General features: G+C 73.3%; 20 protein-coding genes. 4 read left to right on the top strand and 16 right to left on the bottom strand.

From position 1 onward, the window contains the following. Window positions 1-230: 230 nt before the first annotated feature. The 5 genes from ATM99_RS12065 to ATM99_RS12085 form a co-directional block, all read right to left on the bottom strand. On the bottom strand, window positions 231-941 hold the full coding sequence (locus ATM99_RS12065; RefSeq protein ID WP_062103159.1) for a peptide deformylase: 711 nt from the start codon (window positions 939-941) through the stop codon (window positions 231-233). Between the two features lie 7 nt (window positions 942-948). Continuing rightward, window positions 949-2,295: a phosphoglucosamine mutase gene (gene glmM, locus ATM99_RS12070; RefSeq protein WP_062103160.1), complete on the bottom strand. Its 1,347-nt coding sequence runs from the start codon at window positions 2,293-2,295 to the stop codon at window positions 949-951. Between the two features lie 154 nt (window positions 2,296-2,449). Continuing rightward, a complete protein-coding gene (gene rpsI, locus ATM99_RS12075; RefSeq protein ID WP_062103161.1) occupies window positions 2,450-2,938 on the bottom strand; it encodes a 30S ribosomal protein S9 in 489 nt (162 codons plus the stop codon). A gap of 43 nt (window positions 2,939-2,981) precedes the next feature. After that, window positions 2,982-3,425: a 50S ribosomal protein L13 gene (gene rplM / locus ATM99_RS12080; RefSeq protein ID WP_062103162.1), complete on the bottom strand. Its 444-nt coding sequence runs from the start codon at window positions 3,423-3,425 to the stop codon at window positions 2,982-2,984. A 263-nt stretch (window positions 3,426-3,688) separates the two neighbouring features. Continuing rightward, window positions 3,689-5,365 (bottom strand): ABC-F family ATP-binding cassette domain-containing protein, encoded by a 1,677-nt coding sequence (locus tag ATM99_RS12085; protein WP_062103163.1) that lies wholly within the window; start codon window positions 5,363-5,365, stop codon window positions 3,689-3,691. Window positions 5,366-5,490: 125 nt separating this feature from the next. On the opposite strand from ATM99_RS12085, the gene ATM99_RS12090 reads away from it, so the two are divergent. The 3 genes from ATM99_RS12090 (at window position 5,491) to ATM99_RS12100 (ending at window position 8,354) form a co-directional block, all read left to right on the top strand. Continuing rightward, window positions 5,491-7,425 (top strand): glycosyltransferase family 2 protein, encoded by a 1,935-nt coding sequence (locus ATM99_RS12090; protein WP_062103164.1) that lies wholly within the window; start codon window positions 5,491-5,493, stop codon window positions 7,423-7,425. Further along, window positions 7,425-7,760, top strand: a complete 336-nt coding sequence (locus ATM99_RS12095) for an STAS domain-containing protein (RefSeq protein WP_062103165.1) — start codon at window positions 7,425-7,427, stop codon at window positions 7,758-7,760. The genes ATM99_RS12090 and ATM99_RS12095 overlap by 1 nt, the downstream gene beginning before the upstream one ends. Before the next feature lie 111 nt (window positions 7,761-7,871). Then, window positions 7,872-8,354 carry a DUF5709 domain-containing protein gene (locus ATM99_RS12100; RefSeq protein ID WP_062103166.1) on the top strand — a complete coding sequence of 161 codons (483 nt, stop codon included), beginning with the start codon at window positions 7,872-7,874 and terminating at the stop codon, window positions 8,352-8,354. A 127-nt stretch (window positions 8,355-8,481) separates the two neighbouring features. On the opposite strand, the gene truA is transcribed toward ATM99_RS12100, so the two are convergent. Further along, window positions 8,482-9,429 carry a tRNA pseudouridine(38-40) synthase TruA gene (truA, locus tag ATM99_RS12105; protein WP_062103167.1) on the bottom strand — a complete coding sequence of 316 codons (948 nt, stop codon included), beginning with the start codon at window positions 9,427-9,429 and terminating at the stop codon, window positions 8,482-8,484. A 34-nt stretch (window positions 9,430-9,463) separates the two neighbouring features. On the opposite strand from truA, the gene ATM99_RS12110 reads away from it, so the two are divergent. Further along, the gene (locus ATM99_RS12110; protein ID WP_062103168.1) at window positions 9,464-10,231 is read left to right on the top strand and encodes an ROK family protein; all 768 of its coding nucleotides are present in this window, start codon (window positions 9,464-9,466) and stop codon (window positions 10,229-10,231) included. Here ATM99_RS12110 and ATM99_RS12115 read toward each other — a convergent pair. The 10 genes from ATM99_RS12115 to secY all read right to left on the bottom strand — a co-directional run bounded on the left by ATM99_RS12115 (window position 10,112) and on the right by secY (window position 17,374). Beyond that, window positions 10,112-10,957, bottom strand: coding sequence for an alpha/beta fold hydrolase (locus tag ATM99_RS12115; protein ID WP_082659667.1), 846 nt, complete (start codon window positions 10,955-10,957; stop codon window positions 10,112-10,114). The genes ATM99_RS12110 and ATM99_RS12115 overlap by 120 nt on opposite strands. A 124-nt stretch (window positions 10,958-11,081) precedes the next feature. After that, the gene (rplQ, locus tag ATM99_RS12120) at window positions 11,082-11,591 is read right to left on the bottom strand and encodes a 50S ribosomal protein L17 (RefSeq protein ID WP_062103169.1); all 510 of its coding nucleotides are present in this window, start codon (window positions 11,589-11,591) and stop codon (window positions 11,082-11,084) included. An 80-nt stretch (window positions 11,592-11,671) separates the two neighbouring features. Continuing rightward, window positions 11,672-12,685: a DNA-directed RNA polymerase subunit alpha gene (locus ATM99_RS12125; protein WP_062103170.1), complete on the bottom strand. Its 1,014-nt coding sequence runs from the start codon at window positions 12,683-12,685 to the stop codon at window positions 11,672-11,674. Between the two features lie 202 nt (window positions 12,686-12,887). After that, window positions 12,888-13,289 carry a 30S ribosomal protein S11 gene (gene rpsK, locus ATM99_RS12130; protein WP_046528973.1) on the bottom strand — a complete coding sequence of 134 codons (402 nt, stop codon included), beginning with the start codon at window positions 13,287-13,289 and terminating at the stop codon, window positions 12,888-12,890. Window positions 13,290-13,366: 77 nt separating this feature from the next. Then, window positions 13,367-13,747, bottom strand: coding sequence for a 30S ribosomal protein S13 (gene rpsM, locus ATM99_RS12135; RefSeq protein ID WP_046528974.1), 381 nt, complete (start codon window positions 13,745-13,747; stop codon window positions 13,367-13,369). 176 nt (window positions 13,748-13,923) lie between these two features. Beyond that, a complete protein-coding gene (gene rpmJ / locus ATM99_RS12140; RefSeq protein WP_013117849.1) occupies window positions 13,924-14,037 on the bottom strand; it encodes a 50S ribosomal protein L36 in 114 nt (37 codons plus the stop codon). A gap of 63 nt (window positions 14,038-14,100) precedes the next feature. Further along, window positions 14,101-14,322, bottom strand: a complete 222-nt coding sequence (gene infA, locus ATM99_RS12145; RefSeq protein ID WP_012867920.1) for a translation initiation factor IF-1 — start codon at window positions 14,320-14,322, stop codon at window positions 14,101-14,103. A 349-nt stretch (window positions 14,323-14,671) separates the two neighbouring features. After that, window positions 14,672-15,493 (bottom strand): type I methionyl aminopeptidase, encoded by an 822-nt coding sequence (map, locus tag ATM99_RS12150; RefSeq protein WP_062103208.1) that lies wholly within the window; start codon window positions 15,491-15,493, stop codon window positions 14,672-14,674. Between the two features lie 10 nt (window positions 15,494-15,503). Continuing rightward, entirely contained in the window at window positions 15,504-16,082 is a 579-nt protein-coding gene (locus tag ATM99_RS12155) for an adenylate kinase (protein ID WP_062103171.1), read from the bottom strand. Next, the gene (secY, locus tag ATM99_RS12160; RefSeq protein WP_062103172.1) at window positions 16,079-17,374 is read right to left on the bottom strand and encodes a preprotein translocase subunit SecY; all 1,296 of its coding nucleotides are present in this window, start codon (window positions 17,372-17,374) and stop codon (window positions 16,079-16,081) included. The genes ATM99_RS12155 and secY overlap by 4 nt, the downstream gene beginning before the upstream one ends. Window positions 17,375-17,520 lie beyond the last annotated feature (146 nt).

A 17,520-nucleotide genomic window follows, 5' to 3' on the forward strand; every position in this document is an offset into this window, starting at 1 on the left:
CCCCCGGGTGGGGCGACACCATCACGCTAGGCCCGCTCACCGCCGACGGACATCGGGAAACCCCCCGAATCAGCCCTGAGGTGCCACGATCTCCGACCCGGGGACCGGTCGCCCCGGCGGCGGGTCCGTCGTAGGGCGGAGGCGGCGGAGGTGCTCGACCGTGCGGCGTCCGTGCCGCACGGTGCGGTGCCGCGCGGTGACGTGCGTCGTCGCGCGGTGACGTGCGCCGCTCAGGCTCCGGGCGCGGCGCCCGGGGCCGTCCCCGGGAGCGCGAACCCGAGCGCTCGCGCCGCGGCGCGCGGCACGGGCTCCACCCCCCAGTGTGCACCCCAGGCGTCCGTCGCGGACAGGGAGCGCAGCTCGGCACGATCGACGTAGAGCGTGCCGCCCAGGTGGTCCGTCTCGTGCTGCACGATGCGCGCTGGCCACCCCGTGACGACCTCGTCGAACGCGGCGCCGTGCTCGTCGTGACCCGTGAGCCGCACGCTGCGGGGACGGGCGACGACGGCCTGGTACCCCTCGACGCTGAGGCAGCCCTCGTAGAACGCGACCACGTCGTCCCCCGCGGCCGCGTACCGCGGGTTGACGAGCACGCGGTACGGGACCGCGGGGCGCTCGCGCACGCGGGCGATGTCGTCGTCGCCCGGGCCGGGGTCCTCGACGACCGCGACGGCGAGCGGGAGCCCGATCTGCGGAGCCGCGAGGCCGACACCGGGCGCCGCACGCATCGTGCGGTGCATGACCGCCAGGAGCTCGCGCAGCTCGTCGTCGTCCACCTGGCCGTCGAACGGCACGGCGACCGACCGCAGCACCGGGTGGCCGGCCTGGACGATGGGGGCGATCGCGTCGGGGCCCGCCGCCCGCACCGCGTCCAGGAGCCGGCGCACGTGCTCGCGCACCCAGCGGTCCACGTCGGACGCGCCGACCGCACCCGTCGTCATGCCGGGCCTACAACGAGAGACGCTCGCGGACGACGGCCGCGAGGTCGTGCGCCGTCTCGTCCGCCTCGTCCTGCGTCGCGGCCTCGACCATGACCCGCACGAGCGGCTCGGTGCCCGACGGGCGCAGCAGCACCCGGCCGGTCTCCCCGAGCGTCTTCTCGGCCGCCGCGACCGCCTCCACCAGGACGACGTCGTCCGTGCGCGTCCGGTCCACGCCCGGCACGTTGACGAGCGTCTGGGGCAGCCGCCGCACGACAGCCGCGAGCTCGGCGAGCGTGCGCCCGGTCTCGACGACGCGCGCCGCGAGCTGCAGCGCCGTGAGCAGGCCGTCACCGGTCGTCGCGTGCTCGGCGAGGATGATGTGGCCCGACTGCTCGCCGCCCAGGCCGTAACCGCCCGCTCGCATCGCCTCGAGCACGTACCGGTCGCCGACCGAGGTCACGACGGTCTCGATCCCCGCGTCGCGCATCGCGAGCCGGAGCCCGAGGTTGCTCATGACCGTCGTGACGAGCGTGTCGTGCGGGAGCTCGCCCCGCTCGTGCAGCGCGATCGCGAGGACGCCCATGATCTGGTCGCCGTCGACGAGCACGCCGTTCGCGTCGACCGCGAGGCAGCGGTCGGCGTCGCCGTCGAACGCCACCCCGAGGTCGGCGTGCGCGGCGACCACGGCGGCCTGCAGCTGCTCGGGGTGCGTCGAGCCGCACGCCTCGTTGATGTTGCGGCCGTCGGGGGACGCGTTGATGACGACGACGTCGGCTCCCGCCTCGCGCAGCGCGGCCGGCCCCACCTCGGAGGCCGCGCCGTTCGCGCAGTCGACGACGATGCGCAGACCCTCGAGCCGCACGCCGATCGTGGCCACGAGGTGGTCGACGTACTGCTGCCCGGCGAGGCTGACGTCCATCCGGATGCGACCGACGGCCGCACCCACCGGGCGCTCCCACTCCTCGCCGAGGCGCGCCTCGATGGCGGCCTCGACCTCGTCGTCGAGCTTGTGGCCTCCGCTGGCCAGGAACTTGATGCCGTTGTCGGGCATGGCGTTGTGGGACGCAGAGAGCACGACGCCCAGGTCCACGCCCCGGGCCGCCGTGAGGTACGCGACGGCGGGCGTCGGCAGGACGCCGACGTTGTCGACGTCGACGCCCGCGGACGCGAGACCGGCGGCGACCGCCGCGGAGAGGAACTCGCCGGACGCGCGCGGGTCGCGACCGATGACCGCGCGGGGTCGGTGACCCTCGAACGCACCACGCGACCCCAGGACGTGCGCCGCGGCGACGGACACGTCCAGCGCCACCTCCGCCGTGACGTCGCGGTTCGCGAGACCCCGCACGCCGTCCGTGCCGAACAGCCGACCCATCACCCGACTCCTTCGCCCGACGGGCGCGGTGCTGCCGCCGACCGTCGCATCGTTCGTCCTGCGCCGCCGGCGGGTGCCGCCGCGACGTCCCTGGGCATGCCGATGGCCCCGGCGGTCTGTCGACCGGCCGGGGCCATCGGGCCGAGGCGCTGGGTCAGCGCTTCGAGTACTGCGGCGCCTTGCGGGCCTTCTTGAGACCCGCCTTCTTGCGCTCGACCACACGCGCGTCACGCGTGAGGAAGCCGGCCTTCTTGAGGGCCGGGCGGTTGTTCTCGGCGTCGATCGCGTTGAGCGCGCGGGCGATGCCCAGGCGCAGCGCACCGGCCTGGCCGGAGACGCCACCACCGGTGATGCGCGCGACGACGTCGAAGCGACCCTCGACGTCCACGGTCTTCAGCGGCGAGTTGACGAGCTGCTGATGCACCTTGTTCGGGAAGTAGTCCTCGAGGGTGCGGCCGTTGATCTTCCACTGGCCGGTGCCGGGCACCAGGCGGACGCGGGCGACGGCCTCCTTGCGGCGACCGAGCGCCTGGCCCGGTGCCGTCAGGGACTGGCCACGGCCGACGGGGGCAGCGGTCTCGGAGGTGTAGCTGGTGGGCGTGTCGTCGCCCTCGTACTCGGTCTCGACGGTGGTCTGAGCCACGGGATCCTCGCGTTCTGGTTTCTCTGCCGCAGCAGCCGAAGGCTTACTGCGCCACCTGGGTCAGCTCGAACGGCGTCGGCTGCTGGGCCGCGTGCGGGTGCTCGGGGCCGGCGTAGACCTTGAGCTTGCTCAGCTGCTGACGACCGAGGGTCGTGTGGGGCAGCATGCCGCGGACGGCCTTCTCGATCGCACGCTCGGGGTGCTTCTCGAGGAGGTCGACGTAGCGGGTCGCCCGCAGACCGCCCGGGTAGCCCGAGTGGCGGTAGGCGAGCTTGGTCTCACGCTTGTTGCCGGTCAGCGCGACCTTGCCCGCGTTGATGACGATGACGAAGTCACCGCCGTCGACGTGGGGGGCGAAGGTCGCCTTGTGCTTGCCGCGCAGGAGCGTGGCCACGTGGCTGGCAAGACGGCCGAGCACGACGTCGGTCGCGTCGATGACGTACCAGTTCCGCTCGACGTCGCCGGGCTTCGGGGTGTACGTGCGCACGGTGTGCCTCTGTCTCGTGATGCGTGTCGTTGGTCGGTCGCACGCTGGTGACCGGCCGAGGATGGCTGCCGGAGCATCCCGCCCGGCGAGTGGGATCGCACCAGGACGGCCATCGGCACCCGGTGGTGAGAAGCCACCGGTGCGCGACAGGGGACGCACAACGACACAACAGAGTACCGGCACGCCCGACGGAGGGCAAAACTCGTGAGCCGCGTCTCATGACAGCCGCACCGGAGGCCCGCGGCGTCGCCCGCGGGCACGCGTCAGCGCACGCGCTGCACGCGCCCCGCGTCCCACACCGGCTCGGGCGTCTCCACCACGGTGCCGTCCGACGAGAACACCAGGAACCGGTCGAACGTGCGCGTGAACCACCGGTCGTGCGTGACCGCGAGGACCGTGCCGTCGAACGCCGCGAGCCCCGCCTCGAGCGCCTCGGCCGAGTGCAGGTCGAGGTTGTCCGTCGGCTCGTCGAGCAGCAGCAGGGTCGCTCCCCCGAGCTCGAGGAGCAGGATCTGCAGGCGCGCCTGCTGCCCGCCCGAGAGCGTCTCGTACGGCTGCTCGGCCGAGTCGACCAGCTCGTACCGGTCCAGCGCGCGGCTCGCGGCCTCACGCCCCAGGCCCGCCCGGTGGCCGTCGCCGCGGTGCAGGATCTCGAGCAGCGTGCGCCCGACCAGCTCGGGGTGCGCGTGGTTCTGCGCGAACCAGCCCGGTCGCACGCGCGCGCCCAGCACGACCGCCCCGGTGTGTGCCACCGGGTCGACCGGGACGTCGCCGGCGGGTGCGTGCTCGGGGTCCGAGCCACCCGCGGCCAGCAGCCGCAGGAAGTGCGACTTGCCCGAGCCGTTGGACCCCAGGACCGCCACCCGCTCGCCGTACCAGACCTCGAGGTCGAACGGCCGCATGAGACCCGTCAGCTCGAGCCCCGTGGCGACCACGGCGCGCTTGGCGGTGCGCCCGCCCGCGAGACGCACGCGCACGTGCTGCTCGCGCGCCACGACCTCGGGCGGGCCGGCCTCCTCGAACTTGCGCAGCCGCGTCTGCGCGGCCTGGTAGCGCGAGGCCAGTCCGTCGTTGAACGCCGCCTTGGTCTTGAGCGTCAGCACGAGGTCGCGCAGCTTGGCGTGCTCCTCCTCCCACCGCCGCAGCAGCTCCTCGAGCCGCGCCTGCCGGTCGGTCCGCGCCTGCGCGTAGGTCGCGAACCCGCCGCCGTGCACCCACACGCGCGCGCCGACGGCCGTCGGCTCGAGGGTCGCGACGTGCGTCGCGACCCGGGCGAGCAGCTCGCGGTCGTGGCTGACGAACAGCACGGTCTTGCCGCTGGCGACCAGACGCTCCTCGAGCCACCGCTTGGTCGGCACGTCGAGCGCGTTGTCGGGCTCGTCGAGCAGCAGCACCTCGTCCGGGCCCCGTAGCAGCGCCTCGAGCGCGAGCCGCTTCTGCTCGCCGCCGGACAGGGTGCGCAGGTACCGGTGCTGGGCGCGCTCGAACGGGATCGAGAGCACCGCGTCGGTCACACGGTCCCAGCCGGCCTCGGCCTCGTAGCCGCCGACGTCGGCCCAGTCGGCGAGCGCCTGCGCGTAGCGCAGCTGGGTGGGCTCGTCGTCGACCTCCATCATCGCGAGCTCGGCCGCCGTCAGCTCCGCCGCCGCCGCCCGGACGGCGGGTGCCGCGAGGTCGGCGAGCAGGTCACGCACGCTGCGGTCGTCGTCGATCCGCCCGACGTCCTGCCGCATGACGCCCAGGCCGCCGCTGCGCTGCACCGAGCCCTCGTGCGGCACGAGGTCACCCGTCACGATCCGCAGCAGCGTCGACTTGCCGACGCCGTTGGGCCCCACGAGCGCGACCCGCGCGCCGTCCGCCACCCGGAACGTCACGTCCGACAGCAGCGGCCTGCCGTCCGGGAGCGTGTACCCGACACCACCGACGTCCAGATGACCCATGCGCCCAGTGTCGCCCGCCGCCCACGCACCGGTGTACCTGATTGCGGCCGGCCGCCCCGGGTCGCCCCGTCGCGCCGGGCGCCCCACGTGGTCGACCGCTACGGTCGGACGCAGGGGGTTCACACGTGTCACGACTGCTCACGATCCGCGTCCTGGTCGCCCTCACGCTCGCACTGGGCTGGACGTACGTCGGCTGGCGATGGTCCGCGTCGCTCAACCTCGCCGCGTGGTGGATCGCGGTGCCGCTGGTGGTCGCCGAGACCTACTCCCTGATCGACGTGACGCTGTTCGGCGTGACGATGTGGCGAGCCCGCGAGCGCCCGGCGCCGCCGCCGCCCGCGCCGGGCACGACCGTGGACGTGCTCATCACCACCTACGACGAGCCGGTCGACCTCGTCATGCGCACGGCGCTGGCCGCGCAGCGGATCCGGTACCCGCACACCACCTGGGTCCTCGACGACGGCGCACGCCCCGCGCTGCGGGACGCCGCGCTCGCTGCCGGCATCGGCTACGTCGTGCGCTCACCCGACTGGGAGGGTCGCCCGCGCCACGCCAAGGCCGGCAACCTCAACAACGCCCTCCTCGCGACGGACGGCGAGCTCGTGCTGGTGCTCGACGCGGACCAGGTGCCCGACCCCGCGATCCTCGACCGGACGGTGGGGTACTTCGACGACCCGCGCGTCGCGATCGTCCAGACGCCGCAGGTCTTCGACAACGTGCCGGTCGAGGACCCGCTCGGGAGCCAGGCGCCGCTCTTCTACGGACCGATCATGCAGGGCAAGGACGGCTGGAACGCGGCCTTCTTCTGCGGCTCGAACGCCGTCCTGCGCCGTGACGCGCTCATGCAGCTGGGCCTCGTCGGGTACGTCGACGCGTCCCGGCTCGCTGTCCGCCGCGCGCTGCGCACCGCGCGCACCGTCCTGGCCCGCGCCGCCCGCGGGGCCGCCGACCCGACCGTCGCCGAGGCCCTGACGAGCGTGCGCGGCGCGGCGACCCACGCGCTGCGGCGCCTCGACACGGGTGACCCGCTCGGCCCCGTCACCTACGAGTTCCAGCGCGCGGTCGACGCCGCGTCGGGCACGCTCGTCGACGCGGACGTCGCGCGGATGCGGGCCGACCTCGCGCAGATCGCCGACCTGCGCGACGCCGACGGCACGCTGCCGCTGGACGAGTCCGTGCTCACGCGGCTCGCGGCCCGCGACTGGTCACCCCTCGGCGCGCTGGAGTCCGTGCGCGACCTGCTGCGCGCCGTCGACGTCGACCGCCACGACGAGGCACAGGCGGTGCAGCCCGTCGCGACCGTGTCGGTCACGGAGGACATGGCGACCGCCATGGCGCTGCACGCGCTGGGGTGGCGCACGGTCTACCACCACGAGACGCTCGCGCACGGCCTCGCCCCCGAGGACCTCCCGACGATGCTGACGCAACGCCTGCGGTGGGCCCAGGGCACGATCCAGACGATGCTGCGGCGCAACCCGTTGCGCGTGCCGGGGCTCACGGCGGGCCAGCGCCTCATGTACTCCGCGACCATGTGGAGCTACCTGTCGGGCTTCACCGCCGTCGTCTACCTCGTGGCACCCGTCCTGTTCCTTTTCTTCGGGGTCATGCCGGTCACCGCGTGGAGCGCGGACTTCTTCGCGCGGTTCGTGCCGTTCCTCGTCGCGAGCCAGCTGCTCTTCCTCGTCGTCGCCCGCGGCCTCACCACCTGGCGCGGCCAGCAGTACGCTCTCGCGCTCTTCCCGGTCTGGATCCGCGCGTGCGTCACCGCCGCCGCGAACGTCTGGTGGGGCCGGCCGCTCGAGTTCGCGGTCACGCGCAAGGACGGCCGGTCCAGCGCCGTCGCGTGGCGCCGGGTGCTGCCGCAGCTCGTCGCGACGGTCGTGCTGGTCGTCGCGGTGCCCGTCGGGCTGGCGCGTGCGGCGCTGGGCCTGTCCGCGTGGAGCGGCACGCTCGTCAACGTCGCGTGGGTCGGCTACGACCTCGTCGTCCTGGGCGTCGTCGTCCAGGCGCTGCGGTACCGCGGGTACCGGGCCACGGCAGCCACGGAAGGAGACGGGTGATGGACCTCGACCTGGAGCTGCGGGGCGACCGCACGGCGGTCCTGCGGATCACCGGCCGCCTGACCATGGTCGGCGCAGGCGACGTGCGCGCCGCCGTCGACCGCGCCGTCACCGCGGGGCACCCGCTCGTCGTCGTGGACCTGACGGACGTGCCGTTCATGGACTCCTCGGGCCTCGGCGCACTCGTCGGCGGGCTGCGAGCCACGCGAGCGGCGCAGGGCGACCTGCGGATCGCCGGGGTCGGCGAGCAGGTCCGCACGGTCCTCGAGCTCACGACCGTGGACCGCGTGCTGCGGCCGTACGCGCACGTGGACGACGCGCTGCGCGGCGAGTAGCCCGCGCCGCCCGTGGTGCCGCAGCGTGGCGCGCGGCCGACGCGGCGCCGCACCTCCCCCGCGTCCCGCCCTGCTGTGGCGGGCCGCGACCCGCGGTGCTTGGCTCGTGCCATGAGCGAGGACACCCCAGCCACCAGCACCGACCCGGCTCTCGGCTCGGAGGGCGACAGCGACCAGCTGCCCGGCGAGGACACGCTCGTCGAGCGCGGCGTCGACGACCCGCTCGACGAGGGCGTCACTCCCCCCGAGCGGCCCCGGCCGCAGTCGACGCGGTTCGGCGAGACCGCGTGGGAGGAGTCGCGCGGCGAGACGCTCGACCAGCGCGTCGCGCAGGAGGAGCCCGAGGTCTGGGAGGCCGACGACGCCCCGCCGCCGCCGCACCGCGACGAGCTGCGCGCGGGCCGCCTGGTCGAGGACGACGACGCCGTCGAGGCCGGCGGCACCGACGAGTTCGCGATCGACGCGGGCGTCGCCGGTGGCGCGGCGTCCGCCGAGGAGGCCGCCGTCCACCTGGTCGAGGAGGACTACGTCGGCGCCGCGCCGACCGATGACGACGACGACCTCACGAGCGACGACGAGGGCGCACGGTACTGAGCGCACGCCGAGTGGCCTGAGCGGTCCGCGACCGGTCCCCGCCGTGCGCGGGGACCGGTCCCGCACGCTCGGTGCCCGCGCCGACCGGCGACGGCGTCGTCCGGCGACGGCGCACCTCCGGGCCCCGTCAGTCGCAGCAGCCGCGCGCCGGCGGGCCGTCGTCGTCGGTCGCGGCGTCGTGCGGACCGTCGACCTCGTGCGCACCCCGGCGGGCCCGGGTGCGCTCGGCGCGCTCCGCGAGCTCGGCCTCGGGCGGGTAGCCGACCTCCTCGAGGGTCAGTCCGTGCGCGGCGACGACGGTCGCACCACCCTCGCGGCGGCGCGCGTCGAGCAGGTCGCGCGGCCAGGTGACCGCCCGCCGACCCTCCCCCACGGCGAGGCTCGCGCCGACGAGCGCACGAACCATGGAGTGGCAGAACGCGTCGGCCTGGACGTGCGCGACGACGAGACCCGCGTCCGCGCCGTCCGCCGGTCGTGACCAGGCGAACTCCTCCAGGGTGCGGATCGTCGTCGCGTCGGGTCGCGGCTTGCAGTAGGCCGCGAAGTCGTGCCGCCCCACGAGCGCGCGGGCCGCGGCGTCCATCGCGGCGACGTCGAGCGGCCGTCGGTGCCACAGCACCGCGGTGCGCCGCAGCGGGTCACGCGCGGCAGGCTCGTCGCACACGCGGTAGGCGTAGCGCCGCCGCAGCGCCGAGAACCGCGCGTCGAAGCCTGTCGGCGCACGGGTCACGGCACGCACCACCAGGTCGCTCGGCAGCACGCCGGCCAGTCGCGTGGTCAGCGCCTCGACGTCGGCACGGTCCGAGCGTCCGCGCGCCGCAGCGAGCGCGTCGGCGACGACGTCGACGTGCGCGACCTGGCCCCGCGCATGCACCCCCGCGTCGGTGCGTCCCGCGACCGTGACGCGCGGTGGCACGTCCCCGCGCGGCGCGGACCGCAGCACGGTCGCGAGCCCGTCCTCGAGCACGCCCTGCACGGTCCGCAGCCCGGGCTGCCGCGCCCACCCGGCGTAGCCCGTGCCGTCGTACGCGAGGTCCAGGCGCAGGCGGACGAGGTCGGCGGGCACGCTGGTCACGGGCCCACGGTAGCGGTGGGGCTACCGTGGTGACGTGCCCGCCGAGCCCTACACCCTGGCCGTCGACTGCGGCGGCAGCGGCATCAAGGCGTCGGTGCTCGACGCCGCCGGAACCCTGCACGCTCCCCCCGTGCGCGTCCCGACGCCGTACCCGCTGCCCCCGCAGCGCCTGGCCGAGACGATCGCGGGGATCGCGGCCGCGCTGCCGCCGGCGCAGCGCGCGACGGTCGGCGTTCCCGGCATGATCCGGCACGGCGTGGTCGTCGCGACGCCGCACTACGTGACGCGCTCCGGGCCCCGCACGGCGGTGGTTCCCGAGCTGCTCGCGGCGTGGGAGGGGTGCGACGTGCGAGCCCTGCTCGCCGGGCGCCTGGGCCTGCCCACGCTCGTGCTCAACGACGCGGAGGTGCACGGCGCCGGCGTCGTGTCGGGGACGGGTCTCGAGCTCGTCCTCACGCTCGGGACGGGCCTGGGGTCGGCGCTGTTCGACGGCGGCCGGATCGCCCCGCACCTCGAGCTCTCGCACGCCCCGGTGCGGTGGGGCACGACGTACGACGCCTACGTCGGCGAGCACGAGCGCGCCCGGCTCGGCGACGGGCTGTGGTCGCGCCGGGTGCGCAAGGTCGTCGAGGGCTTCCGTCCCGTCTTCCGCTGGGACCGCCTCTACCTGGGCGGCGGCAACTCACGACGCATCACGGCGACCACGCTCGACCGGCTCGGGGACGACGTCGTCGTCGTGCCCAACCAGGCCGGCATCGTCGGCGGCGTGCGCGCCTGGGAGCTGGCGGGTCCCCACGGCTGACGCCTCGCGCGCGTCGACGTCGTCGAGCACGTCGAGCAGCACGCGTGTGAAGCGCACCGGCTGCACGAGGCTCACGAGGTGCGTCGCTCGCGGCACGACGCTGAGGCGCCCGTCGCGGCACGCCGCCAGGAACCGCCGCTCGTCGCCGCGGAAGTGGTCCCAGCGCCCGTTGACGAGCCGCACGGGCGCCGCGACGCGCGCAAGGTCCGTGATCGGCGTCGCCGCCCGCATGGCCCGCATCGCGTCGCCCACGACGTCGAGCGCGAAGCCGCCGGCCGCGACGTCGGCGGCCGCCTGCGGCGGCAGCACGCGGTCCACGAGCGCCTGGTTGATCGCCGCCCCGCGGTCCGGCAGGCGTGCGAAGAAGGCGTCCGCCGCCAGCCCCCAGGCACGGACCACCGCGGCGCGCGGCACCGTGCAGCACGCGGCCGCGACCAGCCCCGCCACCTGACCCGGGTGACGCGCCGCGTGCGCGATCGCGGTGTACCCGCCGAGGGACAGGCCGACGACGACGGCGCGCCCTCCCACCGCGTCGACGCCGTCCACGACCGCGTCCACCGCGCCGTCGAGCGTGAACGTCTCGTCGACGCGACGACCGTGCCCGGGCAGGTCGACCGCGTGGGCCGTGCGCCCCGTCGCCGTGAGCGCCTCGACCTGGGCGCGCCACATGGTGCGCGACGTGCGCAGGCCGTGCACCAGCACCACCGGGACCTGCCGCTCCGCCATGCGGACGACGCTAGTCCGCGTGGCGACGGTGTGCCGGGCACCGCGTGCGCAGGACGATGCCGGGCAGGACGACGCAGGGCCCGGACACCGTGCGGCGTCCGGGCCCTGCGGGGTGCGACGTGGCTCAGGCCTTGTCGTCGGCCTTCGCGTCCTCGACGGGCGCGTCCTCGACGGGCGCGTCCTCGACGGGCGCGTCCTCGACGGGCTTCGCCGCCTTCGGCGCCGCCTTGGCGGTGGCCTTCGTGGCCTCCTTGACGACGGCCTGCTTGGGCGACAGCGGCTCGAGGACGAGCTCGATGACGGCCATGGGGGCGTTGTCGCCCTTGCGCGGACCGATCTTGGTGATGCGCGTGTAGCCGCCCTGACGGTCGGCCACGGCGGGCGCGATCTCCGTGAACAGGGCGTGCACGACGCCCTTGTCCTTGACGACGGTCAGCACGCGACGACGCGCGTGCAGGTCACCGCGCTTGGCGAACGTGATGAGGCGCTCGGCCAGCGGACGCAGGCGCTTGGCCTTCGTCTCGGTCGTCGTGATCCGCTTGTGCTCGAACAGCTGCGTCGCGAGGTTCGCGAGGATCAGCCGCTCGTGCGCCGGGCTGCCACCGAGACGGGGGCCCTTGGTGGGCGTGGGCATGGTCTCTACTCCTTGAGTTCTCAGTGAGGGCGACGCCCCGGGGCCGGCGCGTCAGCGCCTGGCCCCGGGCAACGGCTGCGTCAGTACTGCTCGTCCTCGACGAAGTCGGTCTCGTCGTCCCCGTAGTACGCGCCGGCGGCCGTGGGGTCGAAGTCCAGCGGGCTGTCCTTGAGCGTCAGGCCCAGCTCGGCCAGCTTCTCCTTGACCTCGGTGATCGACTTCGCACCGAAGTTGCGGATGTCCAGCAGGTCCGCCTCGGACCGCGCCACGAGCTCGCCCACCGAGTGGATGCCCTCGCGCTTGAGGCAGTTGTACGACCGGATCGTCAGCTGCAGGTCCTCGATCGGCAGCGCGAGGTCCGCGGCGAGCGCGGCGTCCGTCGGCGACGGGCCGATCTCGATGCCCTCGGCCTCGACGTTGAGCTCGCGCGCCAGGCCGAACAGCTCGACGAGCGTCTTGCCGGCCGACGCCAGCGCGTCGCGCGGGCTGATCGCCGGCTTGGTCTCGACGTCGACGATGAGCTTGTCGAAGTCCGTGCGCTGCTCGACACGCGTCGCCTCGACCTTGTAGGTCACCTTGAGGACCGGCGAGTAGATCGAGTCGACCGGGATGCGGCCGATCTCGGTGTCGAAGGACTTGTTCTGGTTCGCCGAGACGTAGCCGCGGCCGCGCTCGACCGTCAGCTCGATCTCGAGCTTGCCCTTCTCGTTGAGCGTCGCCAGGTGGAGCTCGGGGTTGTGCACCTCGACACCCGCGGGCGGGACGATGTCCGCACCGGTGACGTCACCCGCGCCCTGCTTGCGCAGGTACATCACGACGGGCTCGTCGTTCTCCGAGGAGACGACGAGGTTCTTGATGTTGAGGATGACCTCGGTGACGTCCTCCTTGACGCCCGGGACCGTCGAGAACTCGTGCAGCACGCCGTCGATGCGGATCGACGTGACGGCAGCCCCGGGGATGGACGACAGGAGGGTCCGGCGCAGGGAGTTGCCGAGCGTGTAGCCGAAGCCGGGCTCGAGCGGCTCGATGGAGAACCGCGAGCGGTGCTCCGAGATGACCTCTTCGGTCAGGGTGGGGCGCTGTGCGATCAGCACGGTGGGGTTTCCTCTCCGCGAGCGTCCGCCATATGACGCTTTCGCAGGTGCTACGTGCCTGGACGTGCCTCGGTCCGCATGTCCGGGCGGAAGGTGCGGGTGGTGTCCGACGTGCCGTCACGGACCGCCCGCGGGCGGCTCGACGACGGACGCGCGAGGGCCGGGACGGGTGCGCGGACGCACCGTCCCGGCCTGCTGCGTGTCAGACGCGGCGACGCTTCGGCGGACGGCAGCCGTTGTGCGCCTGCGGCGTGACGTCCTGGATCGAGCCGACCTCGAGGCCGGCGGCCGTCAGCGAGCGGATCGCCGTCTCGCGGCCCGAGCCCGGGCCCTTGACGAAGACGTCGACCTTGCGCATGCCGTGCTCCTGCGCACGACGCGCGGCGGCCTCGGCGGCGAGCTGCGCGGCGAACGGGGTCGACTTGCGCGAGCCCTTGAAGCCCACCTGACCGGACGACGCCCAGGCGATCACGGCGCCCGACGGGTCGGTGATGGACACGATGGTGTTGTTGAACGTGCTCTTGATGTGCGCCTGGCCGTGGGAGACGTTCTTCTTCTCCTTGCGGCGCGGCTTGCGCACGGCGGTGCGGGACTTGGGAGGCATCTCTTCTTCTCTCGAGGTCTGCGGGTCGGTGGGCCGACGGGCGGGCGGTCAGCGACGGGCGCGACCAGCCCGCGACGTCACTTGCGCCCGGCCTTCTTCTTGCCGGCGACGGTGCGCTTGGGGCCCTTGCGGGTACGCGCGTTGGTCTTCGTGCGCTGACCGCGCACCGGGAGGCCGCGGCGGTGACGCAGACCCTCGTAGCTGCCGATCTCGACCTTGCGGCGGATGTCGGCGGCGATCTCGCGGCGCAGGTCGCCCTCGAGCTTGAAGCTGCCCTCGAGGAAGTCACGGAGCGCGACGAGCTCGGTGTCGCCGAGGTCCTTGACCCGGACGTCGGGGCTGATGCCGGTGGCGGCCAGGGCCTGGTGCGCACGCGTGCGACCGACCCCGAAGATGTAGGTGAGTGCGACCTCGACCCGCTTGTCGCGGGGAAGGTCGACGCCGATGAGACGTGCCATGTGCCTGGTGGCTCCTGTACTGCGTTCGGAGGTCTGCCGCACCGTCCTCCCGCGTCTTCTCGCGGGCCCCAGCCTCCGAGCGGGGGGTTCACCGTGGTCGCGACCCCGAGGGGTCTCGTTCACGGAGCGGCGGTGCGCTTGCTGCCCCGGTCAGGGGCGGTGGTGCAGGTGGCTGCTCAGCCCTGGCGCTGCTTGTGGCGCAGGTTCTCGCAGATCACCTGGACGCGACCGTGCCGGCGGATCACCTTGCACTTGTCGCAGATCTTCTTGACGCTCGGCTTGACCTTCATCGCTCGTTCCTCCGCCGCCGTGCACCGGGCGGACCCGGGGAGACGGCGTGTCGATGGGGGTGGTTACTTGTAGCGGTAGACGATGCGCCCGCGGGACAGGTCGTACGGGCTGAGCTCGACGACCACCCGGTCCTCGGGGAGGATCCGGATGTAGTGCTGGCGCATCTTGCCCGAGATGTGGGCGAGCACCTTGTGGCCGTTCGCGAGCTCCACACGGAACATCGCGTTGGGCAGCGCTTCGACAACGCTGCCCTCGATCTCGATGACGCCGTCCTTCTTGGCCATGTCCTCCGCTAACTGTCGTACTGACGGGTGCTGCAGGCACGCCTCGCGACGGGCCGACGAGCCCCGCGCCGCCAGCGGCTCCGGACGTGCCGGAAGCCGCGCGACGGTCGTGGGGCGGCTGGGCACCGATCCCGCCACCGACAGGTGGGTATCACGGAACGCACAACCAACGAACCATCATACGCCATCACGGCGACGAACCGGAACGGGTCCCGCACGGGTGCCGCCGTCCTGCCGGGTCGCGACCCCCGGGACCACGGATCCCTGCGCCGCATCGCCCGGACGCCGCGGGTCGGCGCAGGCCTCACCGGCCGACGGGGCGCCCCGCCCCACCCGCGCACGGTCGACGTCAGAGCGCGGCGATCTCGACCCCGAGCGCACGCAGGCGCTCCGCTCCCCCGTCACGCGCGGTCAGCACGACGATCCCTGCCTCGAGGATCGCGACGGTGTGCTCCCAGTGCGCGGCCCGGGAGCCGTCGTCCGTCACGACCGTCCAGTCGTCGGCGAGCACGTGGTTCGCCTCCGCACCGCGCACGAGCATCGGCTCGACGGCGACGCACAGGCCGGCGCGCAGCTTGGTGCCACGATCCTTCGTGCGGTAGTTCGGGACGTCGGGCGGCTGGTGCATGGCGGTGCCGATGCCGTGGCCTACGTAGTCCTCGACGATGCCGTAGGGCGCGCTCGCCGACTCGACCACGTCCTCGACGGCCTCCCCGACCGCACCGAGCCGACCCCCCGGTGTCGCGAGCGCCGCGATGCCGGCCCAGAGCGCGTCCTCGGTGGCGGTCACGAGGGCGACGTCGGCGGGATCGGCCGGCTCCAGGACCGCCGAGAACGCCGAGTCGCCGTGCCAGCCGTCGACGATCGCCCCGCAGTCCACGGACACCACGTCGCCCGGCTGCAGGACGCGGCTGCCCGGGATGCCGTGGACGATCTCCTCGTTCACCGAGACGCACAGGCTCGCGGGGTACCCGTGGTAGCCCAGGAACGACGGCGTCGCACCGGCGGAGCGGATGACGTCCTCCGCGACGGCGTCGAGCTCGGCCGTCGTCACGCCGGGAGCGAGCGCACCGCGCACCGCCTCGAGCGCGTCGGCGACCACCATCCCCGCTCGGCGCATGATCGCGACCTGCTCGGGCGTCTTGTACTCGATCTTCTCGCGGCCGAACACGGGCACCGCCTCAGGACAGGACGGGGGCCAGCGCCGCGACGAGACGCTCGGTGACCTCGTCGACCTCGCCCAGCCCGTCGACCTGCGCGAGGACGCCGCGTGCGGCGTAGACCTGCGAGATGGGCGCGGTCTGCTCGGCGTAGACGTCGAGGCGATGGCGGATGACGTCCTCGGTGTCGTCCGCGCGGCCCTCGATCTCGGCCCGCTTCGTCAGCCGCTCGACCACGACCTGGGGGTCGACCGTCAGCTCGAGGGCGAGGTCGATCGCCTGACCGGCCGCGGCCAGCATCTCGTCGAGCGCCGCGACCTGGGCGACGTTGCGCGGGTACCCGTCCAGCAGGAACCCGTCGACCGCGTCCGCCTGCGCCAGACGGTCGCGCACGAGCTCGTTCGTGAGCTCGTCCGGCACGAGAGCGCCGGACGCCGTGATGTCCTGCACGCGACGGCCGAGCTCGGTGCCGTTCTTGATGTTGGACCGGAAGATGTCGCCGGTCGAGATGGCCGGGACGCCCAGCCGCTCGGCCAGGCGGACGGCCTGCGTTCCCTTGCCGGCTCCGGGGGGGCCGAGCAGGACCAGACGTGCGCTCAACGGAGGAACCCTTCGTAGTGCCGCTGCTGGAGCTGCGACTCGATCTGCTTGACGGTCTCGAGCCCGACGCCGACGACGATGAGGATCGACGCACCGCCGAACGGGATGTTGCTGCCGACGTCGAGCACGATGAAGGCGATCGTCGGGATCAGCGCCACGAGCGCGAGGTAGATGGAACCCGGCGCCGTGATGCGCGTGATCACGTAGTCGAGGTACTCGGCCGTGGGACGGCCTGCGCGGATGCCGGGGATGAAGCCGCCGTACTTCTTCATGTTGTCGGCGACCTCGTCCGGGTTGAACGTGATGGCCGTGTAGAAGTAGCAGAAGAAGATGATCAGCAGCACGTAGATGCCGATGTGCAGCGGCGCCTCGGGGGCGGCGACGTAGCGCGTGATCCACTGCACCCAGCCGGCCGTCGGGTCGCCGAACTGCGCGATCAGCGTCGGCACGGCGAGCAGCGACGACGCGAAGATCACCGGGATGACGCCGGCCATGTTGATCTTGATCGGGATGTAGGTGCTCGACCCGCCGTACATGCGCCGCCCGACCATGCGCTTGGCGTACTGCACCGGCACGCGGCGCTGCGACTGCTCGACGAACACGACCAGCGCGATCACCAGGACGATGATGCCCATCACGGCGAGGAACTTGCCGATGCCGCCGGCGCCGCCCGCGATCGACCACATGGCGCCGGGGAACGACGCGGCGATCGACGTGAAGATGAGGAGCGACATGCCGTTGCCGACGCCGCGCTCGGTGATCATCTCGCCGAGCCACATGATCAGGCCGGTGCCGGCCGTCATGGTGATGACCATGATGAGGAGCGTCATCGGCGAGTCGTCCGGGATCACGTCGACGGGGCAGCCCTGGAACAGGTTGCCGCTGCGCGCGAACGTGATGATCGTCGTCGACTGCAGGACCGCGAGGCCGATCGTGAGGTAGCGCGTGTACTGGGTGAGCTTGGCGGTGCCCGCCTGGCCCTCCTTGTGGAGCTCCTCGAACTTGGGGATCACCACGCGCAGCAGCTGGATGATGATGCTCGCCGTGATGTACGGCATGATCCCGAGCGAGAAGACCGACAGCTGCAGCAGCGCCCCGCCGCTGAACAGGTTCACCAGCCCCAGCAGGTCGTTCTCGGCCGAGCGGTCGATGCACACCTGCACGTTCGGGTAGCTCACCCCGGGCGTGGGCAGGAACGAGCCCGCACGGAACACCACCATGATCCCGATGGTGAAGAGCAGCTTGCGCCGCAGGTCGGGCGTCCTGAACGCCCTCGCGAATGCACCGAGCACCTGTCGTCCTCCTGCTGTGTGGGCCGTCCACCGACCCCGTCGCCGTCGATGAGCGGGACGGACCGCCGGGAAAGCCTACCCTGCGGCTCACGCGGTCCCGCACGGAGTCCGTGCCGGCGGCTCCGCCGACCCGATCTGAAACGTTC

Origin of the sequence: Cellulomonas sp. B6 (assembly GCF_001462455.1) — a bacterium.
GTDB lineage: Bacteria > Actinomycetota > Actinomycetes > Actinomycetales > Cellulomonadaceae > Cellulomonas.